This is a genomic window from Frigoribacterium sp. 9N, assembly GCF_902506305.1.
Taxonomy (GTDB): Bacteria; Actinomycetota; Actinomycetes; order Actinomycetales; family Microbacteriaceae; genus Frigoribacterium.
This window is the reverse complement of record NZ_LR733392.1, coordinates 2,016,793-2,037,864: the sequence shown is the minus strand read 5'-3', so window position 1 is coordinate 2,037,864 and position 21,072 is coordinate 2,016,793. Positions and strand designations below refer to the sequence as shown.

At 71.0% G+C, this 21,072-nt stretch carries 20 protein-coding genes; 13 read left to right on the top strand and 7 right to left on the bottom strand.

From position 1 onward, the window contains the following. The first annotated feature begins 24 nt into the window (after nucleotides 1-24). Nucleotides 25-1,227 (top strand): folate-binding protein YgfZ, encoded by a 1,203-nt coding sequence (locus tag ARTHRO9V_RS12575; RefSeq protein ID WP_159828727.1) that lies wholly within the window; start codon nucleotides 25-27, stop codon nucleotides 1,225-1,227. Nucleotides 1,228-1,260: 33 nt separating this feature from the next. Continuing rightward, nucleotides 1,261-2,376, top strand: coding sequence for an aromatic acid exporter family protein (locus ARTHRO9V_RS12570; RefSeq protein WP_159827659.1), 1,116 nt, complete (start codon nucleotides 1,261-1,263; stop codon nucleotides 2,374-2,376). Here the strand turns inward: ARTHRO9V_RS12570 and ARTHRO9V_RS12565 are convergent. After that, complete coding sequence (locus ARTHRO9V_RS12565) at nucleotides 2,321-3,100, bottom strand: class I SAM-dependent methyltransferase (protein WP_236557043.1); 780 nt, start codon at nucleotides 3,098-3,100, stop codon at nucleotides 2,321-2,323. The two genes, ARTHRO9V_RS12570 and ARTHRO9V_RS12565, sit on opposite strands and share 56 nt — an antisense overlap. A gap of 41 nt (nucleotides 3,101-3,141) precedes the next feature. On the opposite strand from ARTHRO9V_RS12565, the gene ARTHRO9V_RS12560 reads away from it, so the two are divergent. Beyond that, a complete protein-coding gene (locus tag ARTHRO9V_RS12560) occupies nucleotides 3,142-3,885 on the top strand; it encodes a phosphoglyceromutase (protein WP_159827656.1) in 744 nt (247 codons plus the stop codon). 95 nt (nucleotides 3,886-3,980) lie between these two features. On the opposite strand, the gene ARTHRO9V_RS12555 is transcribed toward ARTHRO9V_RS12560, so the two are convergent. Continuing rightward, nucleotides 3,981-4,514: an AAA family ATPase gene (locus ARTHRO9V_RS12555; protein WP_159827653.1), complete on the bottom strand. Its 534-nt coding sequence runs from the start codon at nucleotides 4,512-4,514 to the stop codon at nucleotides 3,981-3,983. A 94-nt stretch (nucleotides 4,515-4,608) separates the two neighbouring features. After that, nucleotides 4,609-5,262, bottom strand: a complete 654-nt coding sequence (gene phoU, locus ARTHRO9V_RS12550) for a phosphate signaling complex protein PhoU (protein ID WP_043597221.1) — start codon at nucleotides 5,260-5,262, stop codon at nucleotides 4,609-4,611. Between the two features lie 239 nt (nucleotides 5,263-5,501). Here phoU and ARTHRO9V_RS12545 point away from each other — a divergent pair, with 239 nt between their 5' ends. Together ARTHRO9V_RS12545 and ARTHRO9V_RS12540 are read left to right on the top strand one after the other, a co-directional pair. Next, on the top strand, nucleotides 5,502-6,695 hold the full coding sequence (locus ARTHRO9V_RS12545; protein WP_159827650.1) for a cell wall metabolism sensor histidine kinase WalK: 1,194 nt from the start codon (nucleotides 5,502-5,504) through the stop codon (nucleotides 6,693-6,695). 13 nt (nucleotides 6,696-6,708) lie between these two features. Further along, the gene (locus tag ARTHRO9V_RS12540) at nucleotides 6,709-7,389 is read left to right on the top strand and encodes a response regulator transcription factor (protein ID WP_056043202.1); all 681 of its coding nucleotides are present in this window, start codon (nucleotides 6,709-6,711) and stop codon (nucleotides 7,387-7,389) included. 129 nt (nucleotides 7,390-7,518) lie between these two features. On the opposite strand, the gene ARTHRO9V_RS12535 is transcribed toward ARTHRO9V_RS12540, so the two are convergent. Then, nucleotides 7,519-8,085, bottom strand: a complete 567-nt coding sequence (locus ARTHRO9V_RS12535; protein WP_159827647.1) for a hypothetical protein — start codon at nucleotides 8,083-8,085, stop codon at nucleotides 7,519-7,521. 166 nt (nucleotides 8,086-8,251) lie between these two features. On the opposite strand from ARTHRO9V_RS12535, the gene ARTHRO9V_RS12530 reads away from it, so the two are divergent. From ARTHRO9V_RS12530 to rlmB, 4 genes are read left to right on the top strand one after another with little or no spacing between them, the layout of a single operon-like run. Beyond that, entirely contained in the window at nucleotides 8,252-8,734 is a 483-nt protein-coding gene (locus ARTHRO9V_RS12530; protein ID WP_043597211.1) for a CarD family transcriptional regulator, read from the top strand. After that, complete coding sequence (ispD, locus tag ARTHRO9V_RS12525) at nucleotides 8,724-10,052, top strand: 2-C-methyl-D-erythritol 4-phosphate cytidylyltransferase (RefSeq protein WP_123571715.1); 1,329 nt, start codon at nucleotides 8,724-8,726, stop codon at nucleotides 10,050-10,052. Before ARTHRO9V_RS12530 ends, ispD begins: the two co-directional genes overlap by 11 nt. After that, a complete protein-coding gene (gene cysS / locus ARTHRO9V_RS12520; protein WP_159827643.1) occupies nucleotides 10,049-11,467 on the top strand; it encodes a cysteine--tRNA ligase in 1,419 nt (472 codons plus the stop codon). Before ispD ends, cysS begins: the two co-directional genes overlap by 4 nt. After that, nucleotides 11,464-12,510, top strand: a complete 1,047-nt coding sequence (rlmB, locus tag ARTHRO9V_RS12515) for a 23S rRNA (guanosine(2251)-2'-O)-methyltransferase RlmB (RefSeq protein WP_056043187.1) — start codon at nucleotides 11,464-11,466, stop codon at nucleotides 12,508-12,510. Before cysS ends, rlmB begins: the two co-directional genes overlap by 4 nt. A 74-nt stretch (nucleotides 12,511-12,584) precedes the next feature. On the opposite strand, the gene ARTHRO9V_RS12510 is transcribed toward rlmB, so the two are convergent. Both ARTHRO9V_RS12510 and ARTHRO9V_RS12505 read right to left on the bottom strand, forming a co-directional pair. After that, nucleotides 12,585-13,886: a DUF4032 domain-containing protein gene (locus tag ARTHRO9V_RS12510; protein WP_056043184.1), complete on the bottom strand. Its 1,302-nt coding sequence runs from the start codon at nucleotides 13,884-13,886 to the stop codon at nucleotides 12,585-12,587. Nucleotides 13,887-14,029: 143 nt separating this feature from the next. Next, nucleotides 14,030-15,130, bottom strand: a complete 1,101-nt coding sequence (locus ARTHRO9V_RS12505) for an ABC transporter ATP-binding protein (protein ID WP_043597318.1) — start codon at nucleotides 15,128-15,130, stop codon at nucleotides 14,030-14,032. A gap of 273 nt (nucleotides 15,131-15,403) precedes the next feature. On the opposite strand from ARTHRO9V_RS12505, the gene ARTHRO9V_RS12500 reads away from it, so the two are divergent. Further along, nucleotides 15,404-16,366: a thioredoxin domain-containing protein gene (locus tag ARTHRO9V_RS12500; protein ID WP_159827640.1), complete on the top strand. Its 963-nt coding sequence runs from the start codon at nucleotides 15,404-15,406 to the stop codon at nucleotides 16,364-16,366. On the opposite strand, the gene ARTHRO9V_RS12495 is transcribed toward ARTHRO9V_RS12500, so the two are convergent. Continuing rightward, nucleotides 16,363-16,914, bottom strand: a complete 552-nt coding sequence (locus ARTHRO9V_RS12495; RefSeq protein ID WP_159827637.1) for a metallophosphoesterase — start codon at nucleotides 16,912-16,914, stop codon at nucleotides 16,363-16,365. The two genes, ARTHRO9V_RS12500 and ARTHRO9V_RS12495, sit on opposite strands and share 4 nt — an antisense overlap. A 194-nt stretch (nucleotides 16,915-17,108) precedes the next feature. Between ARTHRO9V_RS12495 and ARTHRO9V_RS12490 the strand changes: the two genes are divergently transcribed. From ARTHRO9V_RS12490 to ARTHRO9V_RS12480, 3 genes are all read left to right on the top strand, one after another. Next, entirely contained in the window at nucleotides 17,109-18,242 is a 1,134-nt protein-coding gene (locus ARTHRO9V_RS12490) for an AI-2E family transporter (protein WP_159827634.1), read from the top strand. 303 nt (nucleotides 18,243-18,545) lie between these two features. Then, nucleotides 18,546-20,423, top strand: a complete 1,878-nt coding sequence (locus tag ARTHRO9V_RS12485) for an MDR family MFS transporter (RefSeq protein ID WP_159827631.1) — start codon at nucleotides 18,546-18,548, stop codon at nucleotides 20,421-20,423. Further along, entirely contained in the window at nucleotides 20,404-20,985 is a 582-nt protein-coding gene (locus tag ARTHRO9V_RS12480) for a MarR family winged helix-turn-helix transcriptional regulator (RefSeq protein ID WP_056043173.1), read from the top strand. Before ARTHRO9V_RS12485 ends, ARTHRO9V_RS12480 begins: the two co-directional genes overlap by 20 nt. Nucleotides 20,986-21,072: the final 87 nt, after the last annotated feature.

Below are 21,072 nucleotides of genomic sequence, written 5' to 3'. Positions count from 1 at the left end.
GCGTCCCCCGACACCACGGGGCCCGTGGTCTCGCCCTTCTCGTCGCGCGACGGCTTCGTCGACGACGGCTCGGGCGTGGCGTCCCACTACGGCAATCCGCTCGGCGAACAGCGACTGCTCGCCCGGGGGGCGGCGATCGTCGACCTCTCCGACCGTGGCGTGCTGACCGTCACGGGGCCGGACCGGCTCAGCTGGCTCAACTCGCTGACGAGCCAGGCCCTGGTCGGTCTCGCGCCGGGCGTCTCGACCGAGACCCTGCTGCTCGACGCCAACGGCCGCCTCGAGCACGCCGCCCGCGTCCTCGACGACGGCGAGACCACCTGGCTGCTCGTCGACCGCTCCGAGGTCGAACCGCTCGGCACCTGGCTGGACCGGATGCGCTTCATGCTGCGCGTCGAGGTCGCCGACCGCACGGCCGACGTCGCGACGATCGGCTCGATGCACGACCTGCTCGACGGCCCCGACGGCCCCGACGGCTCCGCTCCGCTCGTCCCGGTCCTGACGTCACACGACACGGCGCTCGTGTGGGTCGACCCCTGGCACGAGGTCGCGGCCGGCGGTCACAGCTACGCCGACTCCGACCGTCACCCGGGTCACGACTGGACCTACCGCGAGAGCCTCGTCCGGCGCTCCGACCTCGACGCCCTCGCCGCGTCGCCGGCCGACCGGCTCGCCGTCGCGGGCACCCTCGCCCTCGAGGCCCTCCGCATCGAGGCCTGGCGTCCCCGGCTCTCGACCGAGGTCGACGAGCGGACCATCCCGCACGAGCTCGACTGGATGCGCAGCGCCGTCCACCTCACCAAGGGTTGCTACCGCGGGCAAGAGACCGTCGCCAAGGTGCACAACATCGGTCACCCGCCGCGTCGGCTCGTCATGCTCCACCTCGACGGCAGCGACGGCGTGCTGCCCCCGCGCGGTGCCGAGGTCGTGCTGGCCCCGGCCGCCGGCGGTGCCCCCGACGCGGCCGTCACCGCCGGAGGCGCGGTGTCCGATCCCGAGGCGACCGCACCCAAGTCGGTCGGGCACGTCACGAGCGTCGCCCTGCACCACGAGCTGGGCCCGGTGGCCCTCGCACTCGTCAAGCGCGGCACCGACGAGGCCGCACCGCTCGTCGTCGTCGTCGACGACCTGATGATCGCGGCCGCGCAAGAGATCGTCGTGCCCGCCTCGGCCGGTGCCGCCGCAGGCGTCCCCCGGTTGCCGCGCCTCGGCGCCGTCCGCCGCTGACGGCCTGGTGACGCGGTGCACCCGGGCCCGGTCGTGACCGGGCCGACGCGCGGCGGCGGGCTGCGACGCGGCTGGCACCGCGCCTCCTCGTCCTTCGACGTGCGCGACGCGACGGCGCGGACGATCGCGTCCGGTCCGGCGATCGTCCAGATCGTGCTCGCCGTGGCGGGGGCCTACGCCATCACGCACTACGGACTCGGGCACGCGGTCCCCCTGCTGGCCGTGACCGTCACGATCTCGTCGCTCGGCCTGGCCCGTGACGCCCGTCCGCGTCGGGTGCTCGAGAACGCGGTCGGCGTGCTCATCGGCATCGCGCTCAGCGAGGTTCTGCTCATGGTGGTGGGCAAGGGGCTGTGGCAGATCGCCCTGGTGCTGTTCGTGACGCTCCTCGTCGCCCGGTTCTTCTCGTCGAGCAGCGCCTTCGCGGCGGCCGCCGCGACCCAGTCGATGCTCGTCATGCTGCTGCCCGACCCCGACGGAGGGGCGTTCGTCCGCAGCATCGACGGCGCGGTCGGGGGAGCGGTGGCGTTGCTCGTCACGGCGATCGTGCCGCGCAACCCGGTCGGCCTGGCCCGCCACGACGCCCGGCGCCTGTTCGACGAGCTCGACCGGGCCTTCGCGGCGCTCGTCGGCGCCCTCCGCGCCGACGACGCCCCGCGGGCCGACGACGCCCTCGAGCGGTTGCGGTCGACCCAGCCGGTGCTCGACGACTGGTCGTCCACCCTCGAGTCCGCCGAGTCGATCGCGCGGCTGTCACCGTTCCTCCGCTCCCGGTTGCCCGACCTGCGGCAGCAGGCGACGGTCCGGCGCTACGTCGACCTCGCCGTGCGCAACCTGCGCGTGGTGGCGCGACGGCTCGACACGCAGCTCGGCGACGGCGTCGACCGGTCGGCCCTGGCCGACCTCCTCGAGTCGACCTCGCGCGCGGTCGCCGTGCTGGGCCGGTCGGTGCACGACGTCGAGCAGCGGCCCGTCGCCCGTGAGGCCCTGTCGGCCGTCGCCCGTCGACTCGATCCGACGGTCGTGCTGCCCGGGGCACCCGTGACCGAGGCGATGGTCGTGCTGATGCTGCGCCCGCTGCTCGTCGACCTGCTCATGGCCACCGGCCTGGACCACGACGAGGCCCGAGGCCGACTCGCCCACGTCTGAGGACACCCGCCCCGCCGAGCACCGGCCAACCCATGTCGCGGAGCCCCTGCGCCGTCGCGAGCCACCGTTGGACCGGCCCGTAGACCGAGAGCGGGGCCGCCACCGCCCACTGCCGGTCGAGGTCGACGAGCAGGTCGTGCACGCGCTCACCCGGCACGTTGCGGTGGATCAGGGCCTTGGGCAGCCGTTCGGCCACGATCGAGGGCAGCTCGAGCCCGGCCAGGCGCAGCGAGATCGTGAACGTCGTGGGCCCCTCGGGGGTCACGTCGATCCAGCTCGCGACCCGCCCCACCTCGTTGCAGGTGCCCTCGACGAGGACGCCTCCGGGCTGCAGCCGGCCGGTCATCAACGCCCAGGCGTCGGCGACCTGGGACTCGTCGTACTGCCGGAGCACGTTGAACGCCCGGATCACCGCGGGTCGCCGGTCGCCGTCGAGCGGCACCTCGAAGCCGCCCCGCCGGAAGCTCACGCCCGGCCGCGCCGAGAGGCTCGCCAGCCGGACGCGCTCGGGCTCGATCTCGATGCCCACGACCTCGACGTCGTCTCGCACCTTCAGGAGGCGCTGGTGCAGTTCGAGAGGAGTCGTCGCGCTGGCCCCGTACCCCAGGTCGACGACCATCGGGTCGTCCGCCCGCCGGAACGACGGGTGCGCGGCGATCCAGCGATCGACGCGGCGCAGGCGGTTGGTGCCGGTCGTGCCGCGCGTGACGGAACCGATGGGCATGAGCCAAGTCTGCCATCGGGCCGTCGCGATACGCTGGCGGCATGACTTCGACCCTCATCCTCCTGCGTCACGGCAACAGCGAATGGAACGCGAAGAACCTCTTCACCGGATGGGTCGACGTGCGGCTCACCGAGCAGGGCCGCGCCGAGGCCAAGCGGGCCGGCGAGCTGCTGCGCGAGGCCGACCTGCTGCCCGACATCCTCTACACGTCGCGCCTGACCCGGGCGATCCAGACCGCCGACATCGCGCTCGAAGAGGCCGACCGGCTCTGGATCGACGTCAAGCGGTCGTGGCGACTCAACGAACGCCACTACGGCGCCCTGCAGGGCAAGGACAAGGCCCAGACGCTCGAGCAGTACGGGCCCGAGCAGTTCCAGACCTGGCGTCGCTCGTTCGACGTGCCGCCGCCCCCGCTCGACGACGACAGCGAGTTCTCGCAGGCGCACGACAAGCGCTATGCCGAACTCGGCATCGACGCGCCGCGCACCGAATCCCTCGCCCTCGTCATCGAGCGCATGCTGCCCTACTGGCACAGCGACATCACCGAGAGCCTGGCCGCCGGTGACGTCACCCTCGTCGTCGCACACGGCAACTCGCTGCGCGCGCTGGTGAAGCACCTCGACGGCATCGGCGACGACGAGATCGCCGAGCTGAACATCCCCACGGGCATCCCGCTCGTCTACGAGCTCGACGACGACTTCGTGCCCACCGGCCCGGCCCGCTACCTCGACCCCGAGGCCGCCGCCGCCGGTGCCGCCGCCGTCGCGAACCAGGGCAAGAAGTAGCGCCTCCCGACGTTCCCGCGCCCCGCGCCCCGTTCTCGGGGCGTGGGGCGCTTCGGCGTCCGGCACCCCCGGCACCCCCGGGTTCGGGGCGGTCGTCAGACGAACCGCTCGCTGATCTGCATGACCAGGTCGTCCATGTCGACGGGTGCGCTCGTGTCGACGCGGATCACGGGCCAGTCGCCGAGTGGCCCGGCCGCAGCGGCCCATGTCGGCCACGAGGCCCGGGCCGATTCGACCGTGCCGTGCGCCGGGTGACGGCCGCCGGACGCGAGCCGGTCGACCACGCGCTGCAGCGCGGTGTCGGGGTCGACGTCGCACCACACCTCGACCGTGCGGGGCGACCCGGCACGCTCGACGCCGGCCCGGGCGAACTCGAGGTCGCGCTCCCGGTGCCAGAAGGCGTCGACGACGACCCCCGCCTCGACCTCGCCCGCCATCGCCCAGACGGTGTCCATCGCGATGCCACCGAGGGCCTCGGGGGCGATCATCGGCCCGGCCAGGTCGACCAGCGCCTCCTTGACGGGGTCCTTCGCGAGCAGCGGGCATCCGAGCACCCCGGCGAGCGTGGCCGAGAGGGTGGTCTTGCCCGATCCGGGCAGACCGTTGACGAGGATCGCGACTGAAGCCATGCCCCCATCCTCGCGGACGACGCAGGCCGGACCGGACGCAGGAGGCGCGGTGCCCGTCGAACGGTCACCGCGCCTCCTGTGGTCCGAGGGTCGATCAGACCTCGGGCGCGACCCAGTCGCCGGTCGCGAGGTACTGGACCTTCTTGGCGATCGAGACGGCGTGGTCGGCGAAGCGCTCGTGGTAGCGCGACGCGAGGGTGGAGTCGACCGTGTCGACGGCCGCGCCCTTCCAGGTCTCGCCGAGCACCTTGTCGAAGACGCTGAGGTGCAGCTCGTCGATGCGGTCGTCGTCGTTGCGGATCTCTTCCGCCAGGCGGACGTCCTCGGTCGTGAGCAGCTCGGTGAGCTTGTTCGCGATGGCGACGTCGAGCTCGCCGAGCTCTTTGAACGTCGGACGCAGCGACTTGGGCACGACCTTCTCGGGGAACCGGTAGCGGGCGAGCTGGGCGATGTGCTCGGCCATGTCGCCCATGCGCTCGAGCGAGGCGCTGATGCGCAGCGCGCTGACCACGATGCGCAGGTCGCGGGCGACCGGGTTCTGGCGGGCCAGGATGTCGATGGCCAGCTCGTCGAGGGCGATGGCGCGCTCGTCGATCTTGTCGTCGTCGGCGATGACCTGCTCGGCCAACGAGACGTTCGACTCGTTGAAGGCCGTGGTCGCGTTCGCGATCGAGACGGCGACGAGGCCGGCGATCTCGACGAGACGCTCCTGCACCTCCAGGAGTTCCTGCTGGAATACCTCGCGCATGTCGTGTTCGACCCTCTCGTCGTTGGGGCTCGGTGGCCCTGGGAGCACGGTGGCTGTGAGCGACGTGCGGGACGCACGCTCGGCTCGTGACGTGGGGGCAGAGTCGCCCGCACAGTCCCGACGATGCTCTCCGGTGAAGGTTAACGACCGGTGATCACCGCCTGAACTCTGACCAAAGTACAGCGGATGGGACGACCTCCCGTTCATCCGCCCGCTGGGGGGTCACTACTGTGAACGACATGGAATCCGCCTGGCTGGTGCCGTTGTCGCTGGCCTTCGGGGTCGTCGTCGGCGCCGCGATCGTGGTGGTCGTCGTCTCGGCCCACCGACGAGCCGTGCGTGCCGCGGCACTCGTCGACGTCGCCCTGCCCGACGGCATCGACGCCGTGCTCGACGCACTCGAGTCGGCGGGCCTCGTGGTCGACCCGTCGGGCAACGTGCTCAAGGCCTCGGCGGCGGCACGTCAGCTCGGCCTGGTCTCGGCCCAACAGCACCTCGTGCATCCCGAGGTCGAGACGATCGTGGACGCGGTGCGTCGGCACGGCGACCCGGTGGTCGATGAGCTCACCCTCCCGCGCCTGCCCGGCAGCGAGGCCACCATCGCCGTGCACGTGCGGGCTGCTGCACTCGGTGGACGATTCGTGCTGGTGCTCGCCGAGGACCGCACCGAGGGTCGTCGGCTCGACGACATGCGCCGTGACTTCGTCGCGAACATCAGCCACGAGCTCAAGACGCCGATTGGGGCCGTCGGCCTGCTCGCCGAGGCGCTGGAGTCCGCGTCGTCCGACCCCGAGCAGGTGCGCCACTTCGCCGCTCGGCTGACCCGAGAGGCCGGCCGCCTCGGCCGCCTCACGCAGGACATCATCGAGTTGTCGCGTCTGCAGGCGACCGACGCCCTCGAGACCAGCGAGTCGGTCGACGTGCGCCACGTGGTCGACACCGCTGTCGACCGCAACCGCGTGGGTGCCGAGGCGAGGGGCATCGACCTCGTCGTCCGGGGTGGCAAGCACGCGCACGTGATCGGTGACCAGGCGATGCTCGTCACTGCCGTCGACAACCTGGTCGCCAACGCGATCAACTACTCGCCGGACGGTTCGCGGGTCGGCATCGGCGCCACCCTCGACCAGGCCGGCGTGGTCGAGATCTCGGTGACGGACCAGGGCTACGGCATCCCCGACGACGAGCTCGACCGGGTGTTCGAGCGGTTCTACCGGGTCGATCCGGCCCGCTCGAGACGGACCGGCGGCACGGGACTCGGACTCGCCATCGTGAAGCACGTGGTGCAGAACCACGGCGGCGACGTGCGCGTCTGGTCGCAGGTCGGCAAGGGGTCGACCTTCACCCTGCGCCTGCCGGCGGCGGACGTCGACCCCGTCACCCGATCGATCCCGACCACGGCCGCCTCGGCACCCGAGCACCAGGAGACACGATGACCATGGAGACCCGATGACCCACATCTTGATCGTCGAGGACGAAGAGTCCCTCAGCGAGCCGCTCGCCTACATCCTGCAGCGCGAGGGCTACCAGGTGAGCGTGGCCGAGGACGGACCGGCCGCCGTCGCGGCGTTCGACAAGACCGGTGCCGACCTCGTGCTGCTCGACCTCATGCTCCCGGGCATCCCGGGCACCGAGGTCTGCCGCGTGATCCGCACGAGGTCCCAGGTGCCGATCGTCATGCTCACCGCCAAGGACAGCGAGGTGGACATCGTGGTCGGCCTCGAGCTGGGTGCCGACGACTACGTCACGAAGCCGTACTCGACCCGGGAGCTGCTCGCCCGCATCCGGGCGGTGCTGCGCCGCCGCGTCGACCCCGACGACCTGTCCGACTCGATGCTCGAGGCAGGCGACATCCGCATGGACGTCGAGCGTCACGTGGTGACGGTCCGCGGGGACGACGTCGCCATGCCCCTCAAGGAGTTCGAGCTGCTCGAACTGCTCATGCGCAACGCCGGCCGCGTGCTCACCCGCGGTCAGCTGATCGACCGGGTCTGGGGTTCGGACTACTTCGGCGACACCAAGACGCTCGACGTGCACATCAAGCGCATCCGCTCGAAGATCGAGGCCGTGCCGTCCGAGCCGAAGGCGCTCGTGACGGTGCGCGGTCTCGGCTACCGCATCGAGGCCTGATCCCGAGGGCGGGCCGTCGGCCCGTCCCCACCGCGCCGACGGCCCCGAGGAGGCGCGGTGCACGGAGTACGCGAGAGGCCCGGCACCGCACTCGGCGGGCCGGGCCTCTCGGCTGACGTGGTGGAGACGCTACGGCGTCGGCGACGAGGAGGGCGCTTGCTGGGTCGCCTCGGGCAACGGCGTCGACGACGGCGTGGCCTCGCCGGACGGCGTGGGCGAGGGCAGCAGGGTGGCGTACTCGCCCAGCGCGCCCGTGAGGACGGGCACGACGAACGACTTGCCGGTCTCGCTGCCGTACTGGACGAAGATCGTCACGAGGGCACCCGGGTCGGAGTCGAGGGACTCCATGAGGAACTGGTCCTGACCGGGCTCGGTGCCCAGCGAGACCTGCGACGAGCCGTCGAGGTCGACGGTCTGGGTCTTCTTGCCGTCGGTCGTGGGGTACTCGAACGAGACCTCGGCGGCCTCGTCGCTCGTGTTGAGCACGACCATGCTGAGGCTGGCGGTGCCGCCGTCGCCCTCGCTCGCGGTGAGGGCGATCGCGTTGCGCACCTGGATGGCGCCCACGTTGACGCTCGTGCCGTCGCTCGCGTCGTACTGCTTGGTGGTGGCCTGGGGGCTGATGAAGTTGCAGCCGGCGGCGGTCAGGACGACCACGGCACCGACGGCGGCGGCCGAGACGAGCCGCGTCGTCAAGCCACGCGACTTCAGGGTTGGGGCTCGCACAGGTGTCCTCCAGGATCAGCGTCACGACAAACGTACGTCGTCCAGCTTATCCGCGCCCGCAGGGGTCGGTTCCTTAGGGCAGCCTTACCAACGCCGGCTTATGGTATCCTGGGTGTCGCAGAATGGAGCCTGATTCATGCAGTTCGAGGTCGGCGAGACCGTTGTATACCCGCACCACGGGGCAGCGACAATCTCAGAAGTCAAGAAGCGGATCATCAAGGGCGAAGAGAAGCTGTACCTCAAGCTTCGCGTCACCCAGGGTGATCTGACCATCGAAGTACCCGCAGACAACGTCGACCTGGTCGGCGTGCGAGACGTCATCGGCAAAGAAGGGCTGGACCGCGTCTTCGACGTGCTCCGCGCCCCCTTCACCGAAGAGCCGACCAACTGGTCGCGCCGCTACAAGGCGAACCTCGAGAAGCTCGCCAGCGGTGACGTCATCAAGGTGTCCGAGGTCGTCCGTGACCTCTGGCGTCGCGATCAGGACCGTGGCCTCTCGGCCGGCGAGAAGCGCATGCTCGCCAAGGCTCGTCAGATCCTGATCAGCGAGCTCGCGCTCGCCGAGAAGACCGACGAAGAGAAGGCGTCGAGCGTCCTCGACGAGGTCCTTGCGTCCTAGCACTCCCGACGACCGCTCGGTCGACGACGGCGGGGTCCACACCCCGTCCGCCGCCGGTCGGGCGGTCGTCGTCGTTGCGGCCGGAAGCGGCACGCGCCTCGCCCTCGGCAAGCCGAAGGCCTTCGTCGAGGTGGCCGGGCGCAGCATCCTCGAACGCTCGCTCGACGCCGTCTTCGCCTCGGCCGTGCCGACGCAAGTCGTCGTCGTCGTGCCCGAGGCGCTCGTCGACGAGTCCCGCACCCTCGTCGACGCCCTCGCCGGCCCGGCCCGTGACTACGCCTCCGTCGTCGTCGGCGGTGCCACCCGCCAGCAATCGGTCGCCGCCGGCCTGACGGCCCTGGGGCCCGACGTCGAGACCGTGCTCGTCCACGACTGCGCCCGACCGTTCACGCCCACCGCCCAGTTCGACCTGGTCGCGACGACCGTCGAGGCGAGCGGTGACGGCGTCGTCCCGGGGCTCCCGGTCACCGACACGATCAAACGCGTCGACTCTGACGCCGCCTTCGTCGTCGACACCGTCGACCGCAGCGAACTCGTCGCCATGCAGACGCCGCAGGGGTTCCCGCGCGCCGCCCTCGACCACGCCTACGCGACGGCGTCCGTCGAGCACACCGACGACGCGGCGCTCTTCGCCGCCGCCGGTCACCGCGTCCGCGTCGTGGCGGGCGACCCCGTGGCCTTCAAGATCACCACCCCGTGGGACCTGCGCCGGGCCGAGACGGTCGTCGCCGAGACCGAGGCGACCCGGCCGGGTCCTGACGCGAGCGCTCGACCGGCCCCGCGCCTCCTGACCGGGGTCGGCACCGACGTCCACGCGTTCGACGCGGCCCAGCCGATGCACCTCGGGCTGCTGCACTTCCCGGGCGAGGCGGGCCTCGCGGGCCACAGCGACGGCGACGCGGTCGCCCACGCGATCGTCGACGCCCTGCTCTCGGCCGCGGGCCTCGGCGACATCGGGTCGAGTTTCGGCACCGACGACCCCCGGTTCGCCGGGGCGTCCGGCGACGTCTTCCTCACGGCGACCCTCGAGCTGCTCGCGGCGGCGGGGGCCGCTCCGGTCAACGTCGCCGTCCAGGTCGTCGGCAACCGGCCCCGGCTGTCCTCCCGCCGCGTCGAGATGCAGGCGGGGCTGACGCGCGTGGTCGGCGCCCCGGTGAGCGTGTCGGCCACGACGACCGACGGGCTCGGCTTCACCGGTCGGGGCGAGGGCGTGGCCGTGATCGCGACGGCACTCGTCACGCGCGACGGGTCGTCCACGGGCCACGGGGCGTCCCCGGGCGACGCGACCGAAGCCGCGTCAAATAGGCTGATCACGTGACCATCAGGCTCTACGACTCCCGTCAGCAGACGCTCGTCGACTTCGTCCCGCTCGTGCCCGGCCAGGTCGGGCTGTACGTCTGTGGACCCACCGTCCAGTCGTCGCCCCACATCGGGCACCTGCGTTCGGCTCTGGTCTACGACCTCTGGCGTCGGTGGTTCACCTACCGTGGCCTCGACGTCACCCTCGTGCGCAACGTCACCGACATCGACGACAAGATCCTCGCGCTGGCCGCCGACACGACCGAAGAATGGTGGGCGCGCGCCTACCGCTACGAACTCGAGTTCACCGCCGGCTACCAGGCGCTCGGCATCCTGCCGCCGACCTACGAGCCCCGGGCGACCGCCAGCGTCAGCGAGATGCAGCAGATCATCACGACCCTGCTCGAGAAGGGGCACGCCTACGTCGCCCCGGACGGCTCGGGCGACGTCTACTTCGACACCGCCGCCTGGCCGACGTACGGTGCCCTGACCAACCAGTCGATCGACGACATGGCACCCGCGGCCGACGCCGACCCGCGGGGCAAGCGCGACTCCCGCGACTTCGCCCTCTGGAAGGGCCACAAGGCCGACGAGCCCGAGTCCGCCTCGTGGGCCTCGCCCTGGGGTGACGGGCGACCCGGCTGGCACATCGAGTGCTCGGCGATGTCGGCCCGCTACCTCGGTGAGGCGTTCGACATCCACGGCGGCGGGCTCGACCTGCGGTTCCCGCACCACGAGAACGAGCTGGCGCAGTCGACCGCGGCCGGCATGGGCTTCGCCTCGTACTGGATGCACAACGGCCTCGTCGCCGTCGAGGGCCAGAAGATGTCGAAGTCCCTCGGCAACTCCATCTTCGCCGCCGACTTCCTGGCGCAGGCCCGTCCCGTCGTCGTCCGCTACTTCTTCAGCGCCGCGCACTACCGGTCGACCATCGACTACCACGAGGGCGCGCTGCTCGAGGCCGAGGCAGCCCTCGACCGCGTCGAGACGTTCCTCGAACGGGCTCAGCGTCGCCTCGCCGACACGCGCTTCGCCGGTGTCGGTGCCCGCGTCGTGCCCGACGAGTTCGGCGAGGCGATGGACGACGACCTCAACGTCCCCCAGGCCGTGGCCGTGCTGCACGACACGGTGCGCGCCGGCAACGTGGCCCTCGACGACGGCGACCTCGACACCGCCGCGCGCTCCTGGCAGCACGTGGCCGCCATGGTGGCCGTGCTCGGCATCGACCCGACGGCGCCCGAGTGGCGTGCCGGTGACGAGGCCGACGCGCACCGCGCGCTCAGCACGCTGGTCGACGTACTCTTGGCCGAACGCCAGCAAGCCCGGGCCGATCGCGACTTCTCGCGGGCCGACGAGATCAGAGGCGTCCTGACGGGCGCCGGCATCACCATCGAAGACACCCCCAGCGGGTCGCATTGGAGCCTCGAACAGTGAAGAACACCAGCGGAGCACGCAAGGGCCGTCCCGGCAGCAGTGCCGTGCGTCAGGGCAGCAAGGGCAAGCAGGTCGGCAGCGGCGGCCAGGGGCGCCAGGCGCTCGAGGGCAAGAAGCCCACCCCCGCGGCGGAGGACCGCCCGTACCACCCCGCGGGCAAGGCCAAGGCGGCGCGCGAGCGACTCGAGGCGGCCCGTGGTCGTGGCGGAGCCGGTCCCCGTGCCGGATCGCCGATCGCCGGTCGCGGCGGACCGGACGCCCCCCGTCGTCGCCCCAAGTCGGCCGACGACCACGAGATGGTGACCGGTCGCAACTCCGTCGTCGAGGCCCTGCGGACGCGCATCCCCGCGACGACGCTCTACATCGCCGCCCGCATCGAGATGGACGAGCGCACGAAAGAGATCCTGCAGCTCGCCACCCGCCGCGGCCTGCCGATCCTCGAGGTCATGCGCCCCGAGCTCGACCGCATCACCGGGCACGACTCCGTGCACCAGGGCGTCGCGCTCAAGGTGCCGCCGTACGAGTACGCGCACCCCGTCGACATGCTCGAGGCCGCGGTCAAGCGCCAGCAGAAGCCGCTCTTCGTCGCGCTCGACGGCATCACCGACCCGCGCAACCTCGGAGCGATCATCCGCTCGGTGGCCGCGTTCGGCGGGCAGGGCGTCATCGTCCCGCAGCGTCGTTCGGTCGGCCTGACGGCGTCGGCCTGGAAGACCTCGGCCGGCGCAGCCGCGCGCATCCCCGTCGCGATGGCGTCGAACCTGACCCAGACCCTCAAGTCGTTCAAGGAGCAGGGCGTGTTCGTCGTGGGCCTCGACGGTGACGGCGACGTCATGCTGCCGGGGCTGGAGCTCGCCGACCGCCCGATCGTGGTCGTCGTCGGCAGCGAGGGCAAGGGCCTGTCGCGCATCGTCGCCGAGACCTGCGACGCGATCGTGTCGGTGCCGATCACCGGTGCCGTCGAATCGTTGAACGCCGGCATCGCGGCCTCGGTCACGTTGTACGAGATCTCGAAGCTCCGCGCCGAGCGCAAGAAGAAGTAGCGCGGGCGCCCGCGAGACGCGGGGCCTCGAGGAGGCGCGGGTCGGCTGGTCGCCGGCCCGCGCCTCCTGCGTTCTCAGACCTTGCTGCGCCAGTCCTCGTCCGCGTCGGCCTCGTCGGCCTCGAGCTGGGCGGCCTCGGGCAGCGTGAGGGACTCGGTCGCGGGCTCGATCACCATCTGCTCGTCGCGACGGTGGCGCAGCACGTCGTTGATGTACGAGGTGAGGGCTTCGGCGATCGGCACGTCGCGGTTCTCGGCCTGCGACTGGTACCAGCGGTGCTCGAGCAGCTGGTGGAAGACCTCGGCGGGTTCGAGCCGTCCGCGCAGGTCGCGGGGGATCGAGCGCACGACGGGCTCGAAGACGCGCGAGGCCCACTCGTGGGCGATCATCTCTTCGTCAGAGTCCGACTGGTCGGTGCGCATGCGGTACGCGTCGAGGTCGTTCAACAGTCGACGGGCCTGGTTCTCTTCGACGTCGAGGCCGGTGAGTCGGAGCAGGCGGCGCGAGTGGTGCCCAGCATCGACGACCTTGGGCTGGATCTTGACCTGGCTGCCGCCCTCGGCCGTCTTGATGGCCAGTTCTTCGATGTCGAAGCCGAGGTCGTTCAGGCGTTCGACGCGGTCGTTGATGCGCCAGCGCTCCGAGCTGTCGAAGGTCTCGGCCCCGGTCAGTTCGGTCCAGAGGCTGCGGTACGCGGCGACGATGCCGTTGCTCACGTCGACCGGGTCCAGGTTGTCGTCGAGGCGACCCCCGGCCTCGAGGTCGAGCAGTTCGCCGGCGATGTTGACGCGGGCGACCTCGAGGTCGTTCTCGCGCTGCCCGTTCGAGAGGCCGCCCGGGTAGAGCTTGCCCGTCTCGGCGTCGACGAGGTACGCCGCGAACGCACCGGCGTCCCGGCGGAACAGCGTGTTCGACAACGACACGTCGCCCCAGTAGAAGCCGATGATGTGCAGCCGGACGAGCAGGAGGGCGAGCGCGTCGACGAGGCGACGAGCCGTGTCGGGGCGCAGCGTCTGCGAGTACAGCGCCCGGTAGGGGAGCGAGAACTTCAGGTGCCGTGTGACGAGCACCGGGTTCAGCGGCGACCCGTCGGCGTCCTGGCGGTTGGTGATGACCGCGAGCGGGTCGACGCACGGGATGTCCATGCGCTGCAGCGTGCGCAGCATCTCGTACTCGCCGCGGGCCATCTCGCCCGACGTCTCCTTGATGGCGATGACGAAGCCGCTGAGGTGCGCGAACCGGACGAGGTGGCGCGAGATGCCCTTGGGCAGGGTCGCGATGGCCTCGTCGGGCCACTCCTCGAGCGGGAGGGCCCAGGGCAGGTCGAGCAGCGCCGGGTCGGCCGTGGCCGAGGTGATGTTGAGGGAGTCGGGCATGAGGGCCTCTCGTGCGGGGGAGCGCCGCCTGAGGCGAGGCGGCGGGGGAGGTTCGGGAGGCGCGGGGCCGGAACGCGGGACGGCCCGCCGGGTCGATCGGAGGAGTGCTCCGAGCGGACTCGACGGGCCGACCCGACGGGGTGCTACGCGCTGACGACGGCCTTGTCGCCGAGGCGCTCGCCGCTCTCGGTGTCGAAGACGTGCACGTGGTGCGCCTGCGGGGTGACGTAGATCGTCTCGCCCAGCTTGGGGTGGTTGCGACCGTCGACACGGACGACGACGTCGACGCGGTTGCCGTCGACCTCGGTGTGGCCGTAGAGGTACCCGTCGGCGCCGAGCTCTTCGACGACGTCGACGGTGACCGCGAGGCCCTCGCCGGTCGTGTTGACCACGACGTCCTCGGGACGCACGCCCACGGTCACGCTCTTGCCGTTGGCCTGGCCGACGGTGTCGCGGTCGACCGCGGTGACGGCGGTGCCGAACTGGATGCCACCGTCGACGACGTCGGCGGGCAGCAGGTTCATGGCGGGCGAGCCGATGAAGCCGGCGACGAAGACGTTCTGCGGCTTCTCATACAGGTCGCGCGGCGTGCCGACCTGCTGCAGGACGCCGTCCTTCAGCACGGCGATGCGGTCGCCCATGGTGAGCGCCTCGGTCTGGTCGTGCGTGACGTAGACCGTGGTGACGCCCAGTCGGCGCTGCAGCGACGCGATCTGGGTGCGGGTCTGCACGCGCAGTTTGGCGTCGAGGTTCGACAGCGGCTCGTCCATGAGGAACACCTGGGGCTGACGCACGATGGCGCGGCCCATGGCGACGCGCTGACGCTGACCACCCGAGAGGGCCTTGGGCTTGCGCGAGAGGTAGGGCTCGAGGTCGAGCAGCTTGGCGGCCTCGAGGACGCGGGTGGCCCGCTCTTCTTTGCCGACGCCGGCGATCTTCAGGGCGAAGCCCATGTTCTCGGCGACCGTCATGTGCGGGTAGAGCGCGTAGTTCTGGAAGACCATCGCGATGTCGCGGTCCTTCGGCGGGACGTCGGTGACGTTGCGGTCGCCGATGTAGATGTCACCCGAGTTGACCTCTTCGAGGCCCGCGAGCATGCGCAGGGTGGTCGACTTGCCGCAGCCGGAGGGGCCGACGAGGACGAGGAACTCGCCGTCGGCGACCTCGAGGTCGATGCCGTCGACCGCGGCGCGGGTGCTGCCGGGGTAGAGACGAGTTGCCTTGCTGAACGTGACTGACGCCATGATCTTCTCCTTCACCGGCAGGTACGTGCCGGACGATCCGTTGTGAATGGACGGTGATCAACTTCAGAGGTCTGCGGTGACCACCACCGATCAGCATGCCATGAAAATCTCTCGGATCACCACGGGAGCGCCTCTTCTCCACCCGCTCTCGCCCGCGCCTGGCGGACTTCTGCCAGGCTCGCCTCGTACCATGTTTCGTGGCCACGACTCGTGGCGACCGTCCCCACCACCCGCTCGACGCGACCATGCGAGGCCGTCGCGCACCGGAGCCCCATGACTGACCTGAATCCCGACGACTCGTCGTTGACCAAGAACCAGCGGCGCGCGGCGGCCCGCCAGAAGGCCCAGCTGGCGCGCCAGAAGCAGAAGCGGCGCCAGCGCGCGGGCAAGTGGGCGCTGCAGGGCGGTCTCGCCCTCGTGGTGATCGCGATCGTCGTCGGCGTCGTGCTGGTCATCACGAACAGCATCCGCCCGGCCGGCCCCGGCCCCGCCAACATGGCCAGCGACGGCATCAAGATCGGTCAGGGCTTCGAGGCCGTGCAGACCGGGGCCCTCGGCCCCGACGACGAGCCCACGGCGTCGGCGTCCACGGCGTCGAGCGACACGGTCGACATCGTCGTCTACCTCGACTACCTCTGCCCCATCTGCGGCGAGTTCGAGCAGGCGAACAACGACTACATCAGCGGCCTCGTCGAGTCGGGGGCGGCGACGGTCGAGTACCACCCGGTCGCCATCCTCACGAACCAGTCCCTCGGCACGAAGTACAGCAACCGGGCGGCCAACGCGGCGGCCTGCGTGGCGAACTACTCGCCGAACTCGTTCTTCGACTTCAACACCGCGATGTTCGAGCAGCAACCCGAAGAGGGCACGCGCGGTCTCGACGACTCGCAGCTCGCCGACATCGCGACCGGCGTCGACGGGGTGACGAAGGCGAGCGACATCACCAGGTGCATCGACGACGACGAGTTCGGTTCGTGGGTGACGGCGGCGACCCAGCGGGCCATCGACGGTCCCTTGCCGAACAGCGACCTCGACGCCCTGACGGGCACGCCGACGGTCCTCGTCAACGGGCAGAAGTACGACGGCAGCCGTCCGTTCACGGTGCAGGAGTTCCGCAGCTTCGTCGTGACGGCGGCCGGCAACAGCTACACCGAGTCGGGCACGGCCAGCCCGTCGCCGACCCCGACCGAGTCGGCTCCTGCCGAGTCGGCCCCGGCCGAGACGCCGGCCGGTTAGGTCGTCATCCGGGGGTGCGGAAGCACCCCCGTGCGGTCCCGGGCGGCCACGGGCAGCTCGTGCAGCACCACGTCGCGCACCTCGCCCGCGTCGAGGGTCAGCGTGAGGTAGGTGGCGTGCGGCTGGCGACGCCGGTCCGTGGGCGACCCCGGGTTCAGCAGGCGCAAGCCCGCAGGGGTCGTCGTGTCCCACGGGATGTGGCTGTGCCCGAACAGCAGCAGGTCGGTCTCGGGGAAGTCACGGTCCATGCGTCGCTCGCGCGCCTCCTTGGCTCCCGTCTCGTGCACCACGGCGAGGCGCACGCCCTCGATCGTCGTGCGGGCCACCTCGGGCAACCGGGCGCGCAGCGCGTCGCCGTCGTTGTTGCCCCAGACCCCGATCAGGAGGCGCGCGCGGGCCTCGAACTCGTCGAGCAGCGGTTCGCCGGTCCAGTCGCCCGCGTGCACGACGACGTCGGCCCTCTCGACCGCGGTCCACACGGCACCCGGAACGGCCTTGGCCTTCTGCGGCACGTGGGTGTCGGACACGACGAGGACGGAGGTCGGCATGCCTCCCACGCTAGGCGCGCGTCGGGTCGCGGGGGCACCGATCCGGCCCGATATTCTCGTGACGGGGTTGGCTGTCCTAGTCGGGCCGATCACCCCCGACGCCTCCGTCGGCGCACCGGCACGCGGCCGTGCCCGGCCGTGCCCTTCCCGGCGCCCCTCTCGACCCCCGCACCCCCAGAAACGAGGACGACACCGTGGCACTCTTCCGCAGCCAAGAAGCCGAGGTGGCCAAACAGGACGCCGCGGTCCGGCACTCCCTCTGGGCCGACGCGTTCGGCACGCTCGCGACGCGCGCCGTCCAGATCATCGCGGTGCTCGTCGTCGCGATCGGCGTCATCTACGTCTTCCTCAGCCTGAGCCTCGTCACCCTGCCGGTGCTGCTCGCGCTGATCTTCGCCTCGGCCATGCTGCCGGTCGTCGCCTTCCTGCGGCGCCACAAGGTGCCCTCGGTGCTCGCGACCCTGATCTGCCTCTTCGCCGTGTTGATCATCCTCGGGCTCGTCGCCTGGCTGATCGTCTGGGCCGTCGAGAGCCAGGCCAGCTCGCTCGCCGACTCGGCCACCTCGGGCTTCAACAAGCTGCAGGACTGGGTCACGACCCTTCCGTTCTCGATCAGCGACCAGCAGATCGACGACGTCCGCAACACGGCCGTCGACTTCGTGACGAGCTCGCAGTTCGGTTCGGGCGCACTCGCCGGCGCCTCGGCCGTGGGCAGCTTCGCGACGGGCCTCGTGCTGATGATCGTCGTGCTGTTCTTCTTCCTCAAGGACGGCCCGGCGATCTGGGAGTTCCTGCTCCGTCCGTTCAAGGGTGAGAACTACGCCCGCGCCCGTCGCATCGGCGACAAGACGGTCACCACCCTCGGCGGCTACGTGCGCGGCACGGCGACGGTCGCCGCCGTCGACGCCATCGGGATCGGCGTCGGCCTCTGGATCGTCGGCGTGCCGCTGGCCCTGCCGCTCGCGGTCATCGTGTTCCTGACGGCGTTCATCCCCCTCGTGGGCGCCACGGCCGCGGGCATCCTCGCGGCGCTCGTCGCCCTCGTCGCGCTCGGCCCCGTCCAGGCGCTGATCGTCGTCGGCATCGTCGTCGTCGTGAACCAGCTCGAGGGCAACTTCCTGCAGCCGGTGCTGATGGGCCGCACGTTGCAGCTCCACGGCCTCGTCATCCTCGTCGCCCTGACCGCCGGCACGATCCTCGGCGGCGTCGTCGGGGCCGTCATCGCCGTGCCGCTCATGGCCGTCGTCTGGGGCATCACCCAGGTCTGGAACGGCGACCACCAACCGGCCGAGATGTTCCGCCAGAAGCGGCCCGAAGAGGTCCGCTAGCGCTCACGGGCGAGGCGGGGCCCGCAGGAGGCGCGGTGCGAGGACGACTCGCACCGCGCCTCCTGCGCGTCCGCGGTCGAGAGCCCCCCTCGCGCGGGCGTTCGAGAGAAATGTGCAGCAACTGCACTCAAATGGTTGCGGATCGTCAACGAAAGCGTATGGTTGACATTCGGCAACCAACGGACCCGGCCAACGGCGGTCAGTCCTCACCATCTCGAACCACCGGAGCGCACCTTGTCGCAGACCACGACCGCCGCGGGCACGAAGCCCGCGGCACCTCACGAACCGGGCGAAGCGCCCGGCATGAGCCACCGCGAAGTCCTCACGGCCCTGTCGGGCCTGTTGATGGGCATGCTCGTGGCGATCCTCTCGTCGACCGTCGTGTCGACCTCGCTGCCGCGCATCGTCAGCGACCTCAACGGCAGCCAGACCTCGTACACCTGGGTCATCACCGCGACCCTGCTGGCCACCACCGTCAGCACCCCGCTGTGGGGCAAGTTCAGCGACCTGACGAACCGCAAGGTGCTGCTGCAGGTCGCCCTCGTGCTGTTCGTGCTCGCCTCCGTCGCCGCGGGTTTCTCGCAGAACACCGCGACGCTGATCACCTTCCGCGTCTTCCAGGGGCTCGGCGCCGGTGGCCTCACCGCACTGGTGCAGGTCGTCATGAGCGACATCATCAGCCCACGTGAGCGCGGCCGCTACATGGGCTACCTCGGCGCCGTGATGAGCGTCGGCACCATCGGCGGGCCGCTGCTCGGCGGCGTGCTCACCGACTCGATCGGCTGGCGCTGGAACTTCTTCGTCGGCGTACCCGTCGGCGTCGCCGCCCTCATCGTCATCCAGCGCACCCTGCACCTGCCCCCGAAGCCCAAGAAGGCCGTCGTCGTCGACTACTGGGGCGCGGGCCTGATCGCCGGCGGCGTCTCGCTGCTGCTCGTCTGGGTGTCGCTCGGCGGCAAGCAATTCGACTGGAACTCGACCACCAGCTGGCTGATGGGCGTCGGCGCGGCCGTCCTGCTCGCGCTTGCCGTCGTCGTGGAGTTCCGCTCGAAGGAGCCGATCATCCCCCTGACGCTCTTCACGAACCGCACCTTCACCTTCGCGGTGATCGCCTCGCTCAGCGTCGGCGTCGCGATGTTCGGCACCAGCGTCTTCCTCGGCCAGTACATGCAGCTCGCGCGCGGCCAGTCCCCGACCATGGCCGGCATCCTGACCCTGCCGATGGTGCTCGGCCTGCTGATCTCGTCGATGGTCGCCGGTGCGCTCATCTCGAAGTACGGCAAGTGGAAGCCCTACATGATCGTCGGATCGGTCCTGCTCGCCGCCGGCCTCTTCCTCATGTCGACCATCGAGTACGACACGAACTTCGCCATCGTCTCGGTCTTCATGTCCATGATGGGGCTCGGCATCGGCATGGTCATGCAGAACCTCGTCCTCGTCGTGCAGAACTCGGTCGACGTCAGCGTCGTCGGTGCCGCCTCGTCGAGCGTCGCGTTCTTCCGCAGCCTCGGCGGCACGATCGGCGTCTCGGTCATGGGTGCCGTCCTCGGCACCAAGGTCTCGGGCTACATCACCGACGGCCTCACCGACGCCGGGGTCGACCCCAGCGCGCTCGGCAGCGGCGGCTCGACGAGCATCCCCGACCTCAGCACCGTGCCCGGCCCGATCCGGACCATCATCGAATCGGCCTACGGTCAGGGCGTCGCCGACGTGTTCCTGATCGCGGCCCCGCTGGCGATCATCACCATCGTGTTCGTCTGCCTGCTGCCCAACGTCGAGCTCGGCACCAAGACCGGCCTCCAGCGTGCGGCGGCGAAGACGGACGACCCGGCGGACGGCGCTGCCTCGGCCTCGGCCTCGGTCGAGCACGACGGAGGCGCGGCTCCGGTCGACGCGAACGCCGCGTCCCCGGCCGCCAAGGGAGCCGCGGCCACGGCCGGCCTGGCCCCCGCCGTGTCGAGCGCCCCGGCGACGGAGTCGACGCCGGCACCGGTCTCGCCGATCGACGAGGGCCAGCGCCGTCACCACGGCCACACGACGACCGCCACCGGTACCATCGACACGATCATCGCGACGGGCGCCGCCGAGGTGGCAGGGCACCCGGTGCCCGCCGACGAACTGGCCGAGAGTCCGGTGTTCTCGTCCCTGGTCGAGGAGAAAGATGTCGCAGCCGACCGTTGACGGCCAGCCCGAGGGTGCGGTGCTCGACGCGCCGCGCCCCTCGGGGGGCGACCCTGCCGACCAGGCCGCACCGCACCTCCTCGGGGCCGCAGGGCAGGCCGCACCGCACCTCCCGGGTCCCGACGACGACGGCCGCGAGGGCCTCATGGCCGGCGTGGTCGACGAGATCGGCTCGATGATGGTCGAGGCCAAGCGCACGATCGCCGCGGCGGCGTCGCGCTTCGACCCGGACGTGCCGCCCACGGCCTTCTACGTGCTGCGCTACGTGATGAAGCACCAGCCGTGCAGCGCCGGTGACATCGTCAAGGCGATGGCGATGGACAAGAGCGCGGTCAGCCGGCAGGTCACGTTGCTCCGCGAGGCCGGGTTCGTCGACGTGGTGCCCGACGCCGCCGACGGACGGGTCATGACCCTGCGCAGCACCGAGCGCGCCGAGAGCCGCATGCTCGAGGTGCGCCACGAGAACCGCGCCGTGTTCCGCAACCACGTCGAGGGCTGGTCCGACGACGAGCTCGCCGAGTTCGCCGGCTGGCTGCGCCGGTTCAACACCCCCGCCGGGTAGCGCCGGAGCCGTCTGGCAGCGCCCCGCCCCGCGACGACGAAGGCCCCCTCCCGTGACGGGAGGGGGCCTTCGTGCGTGCAGGCGGGT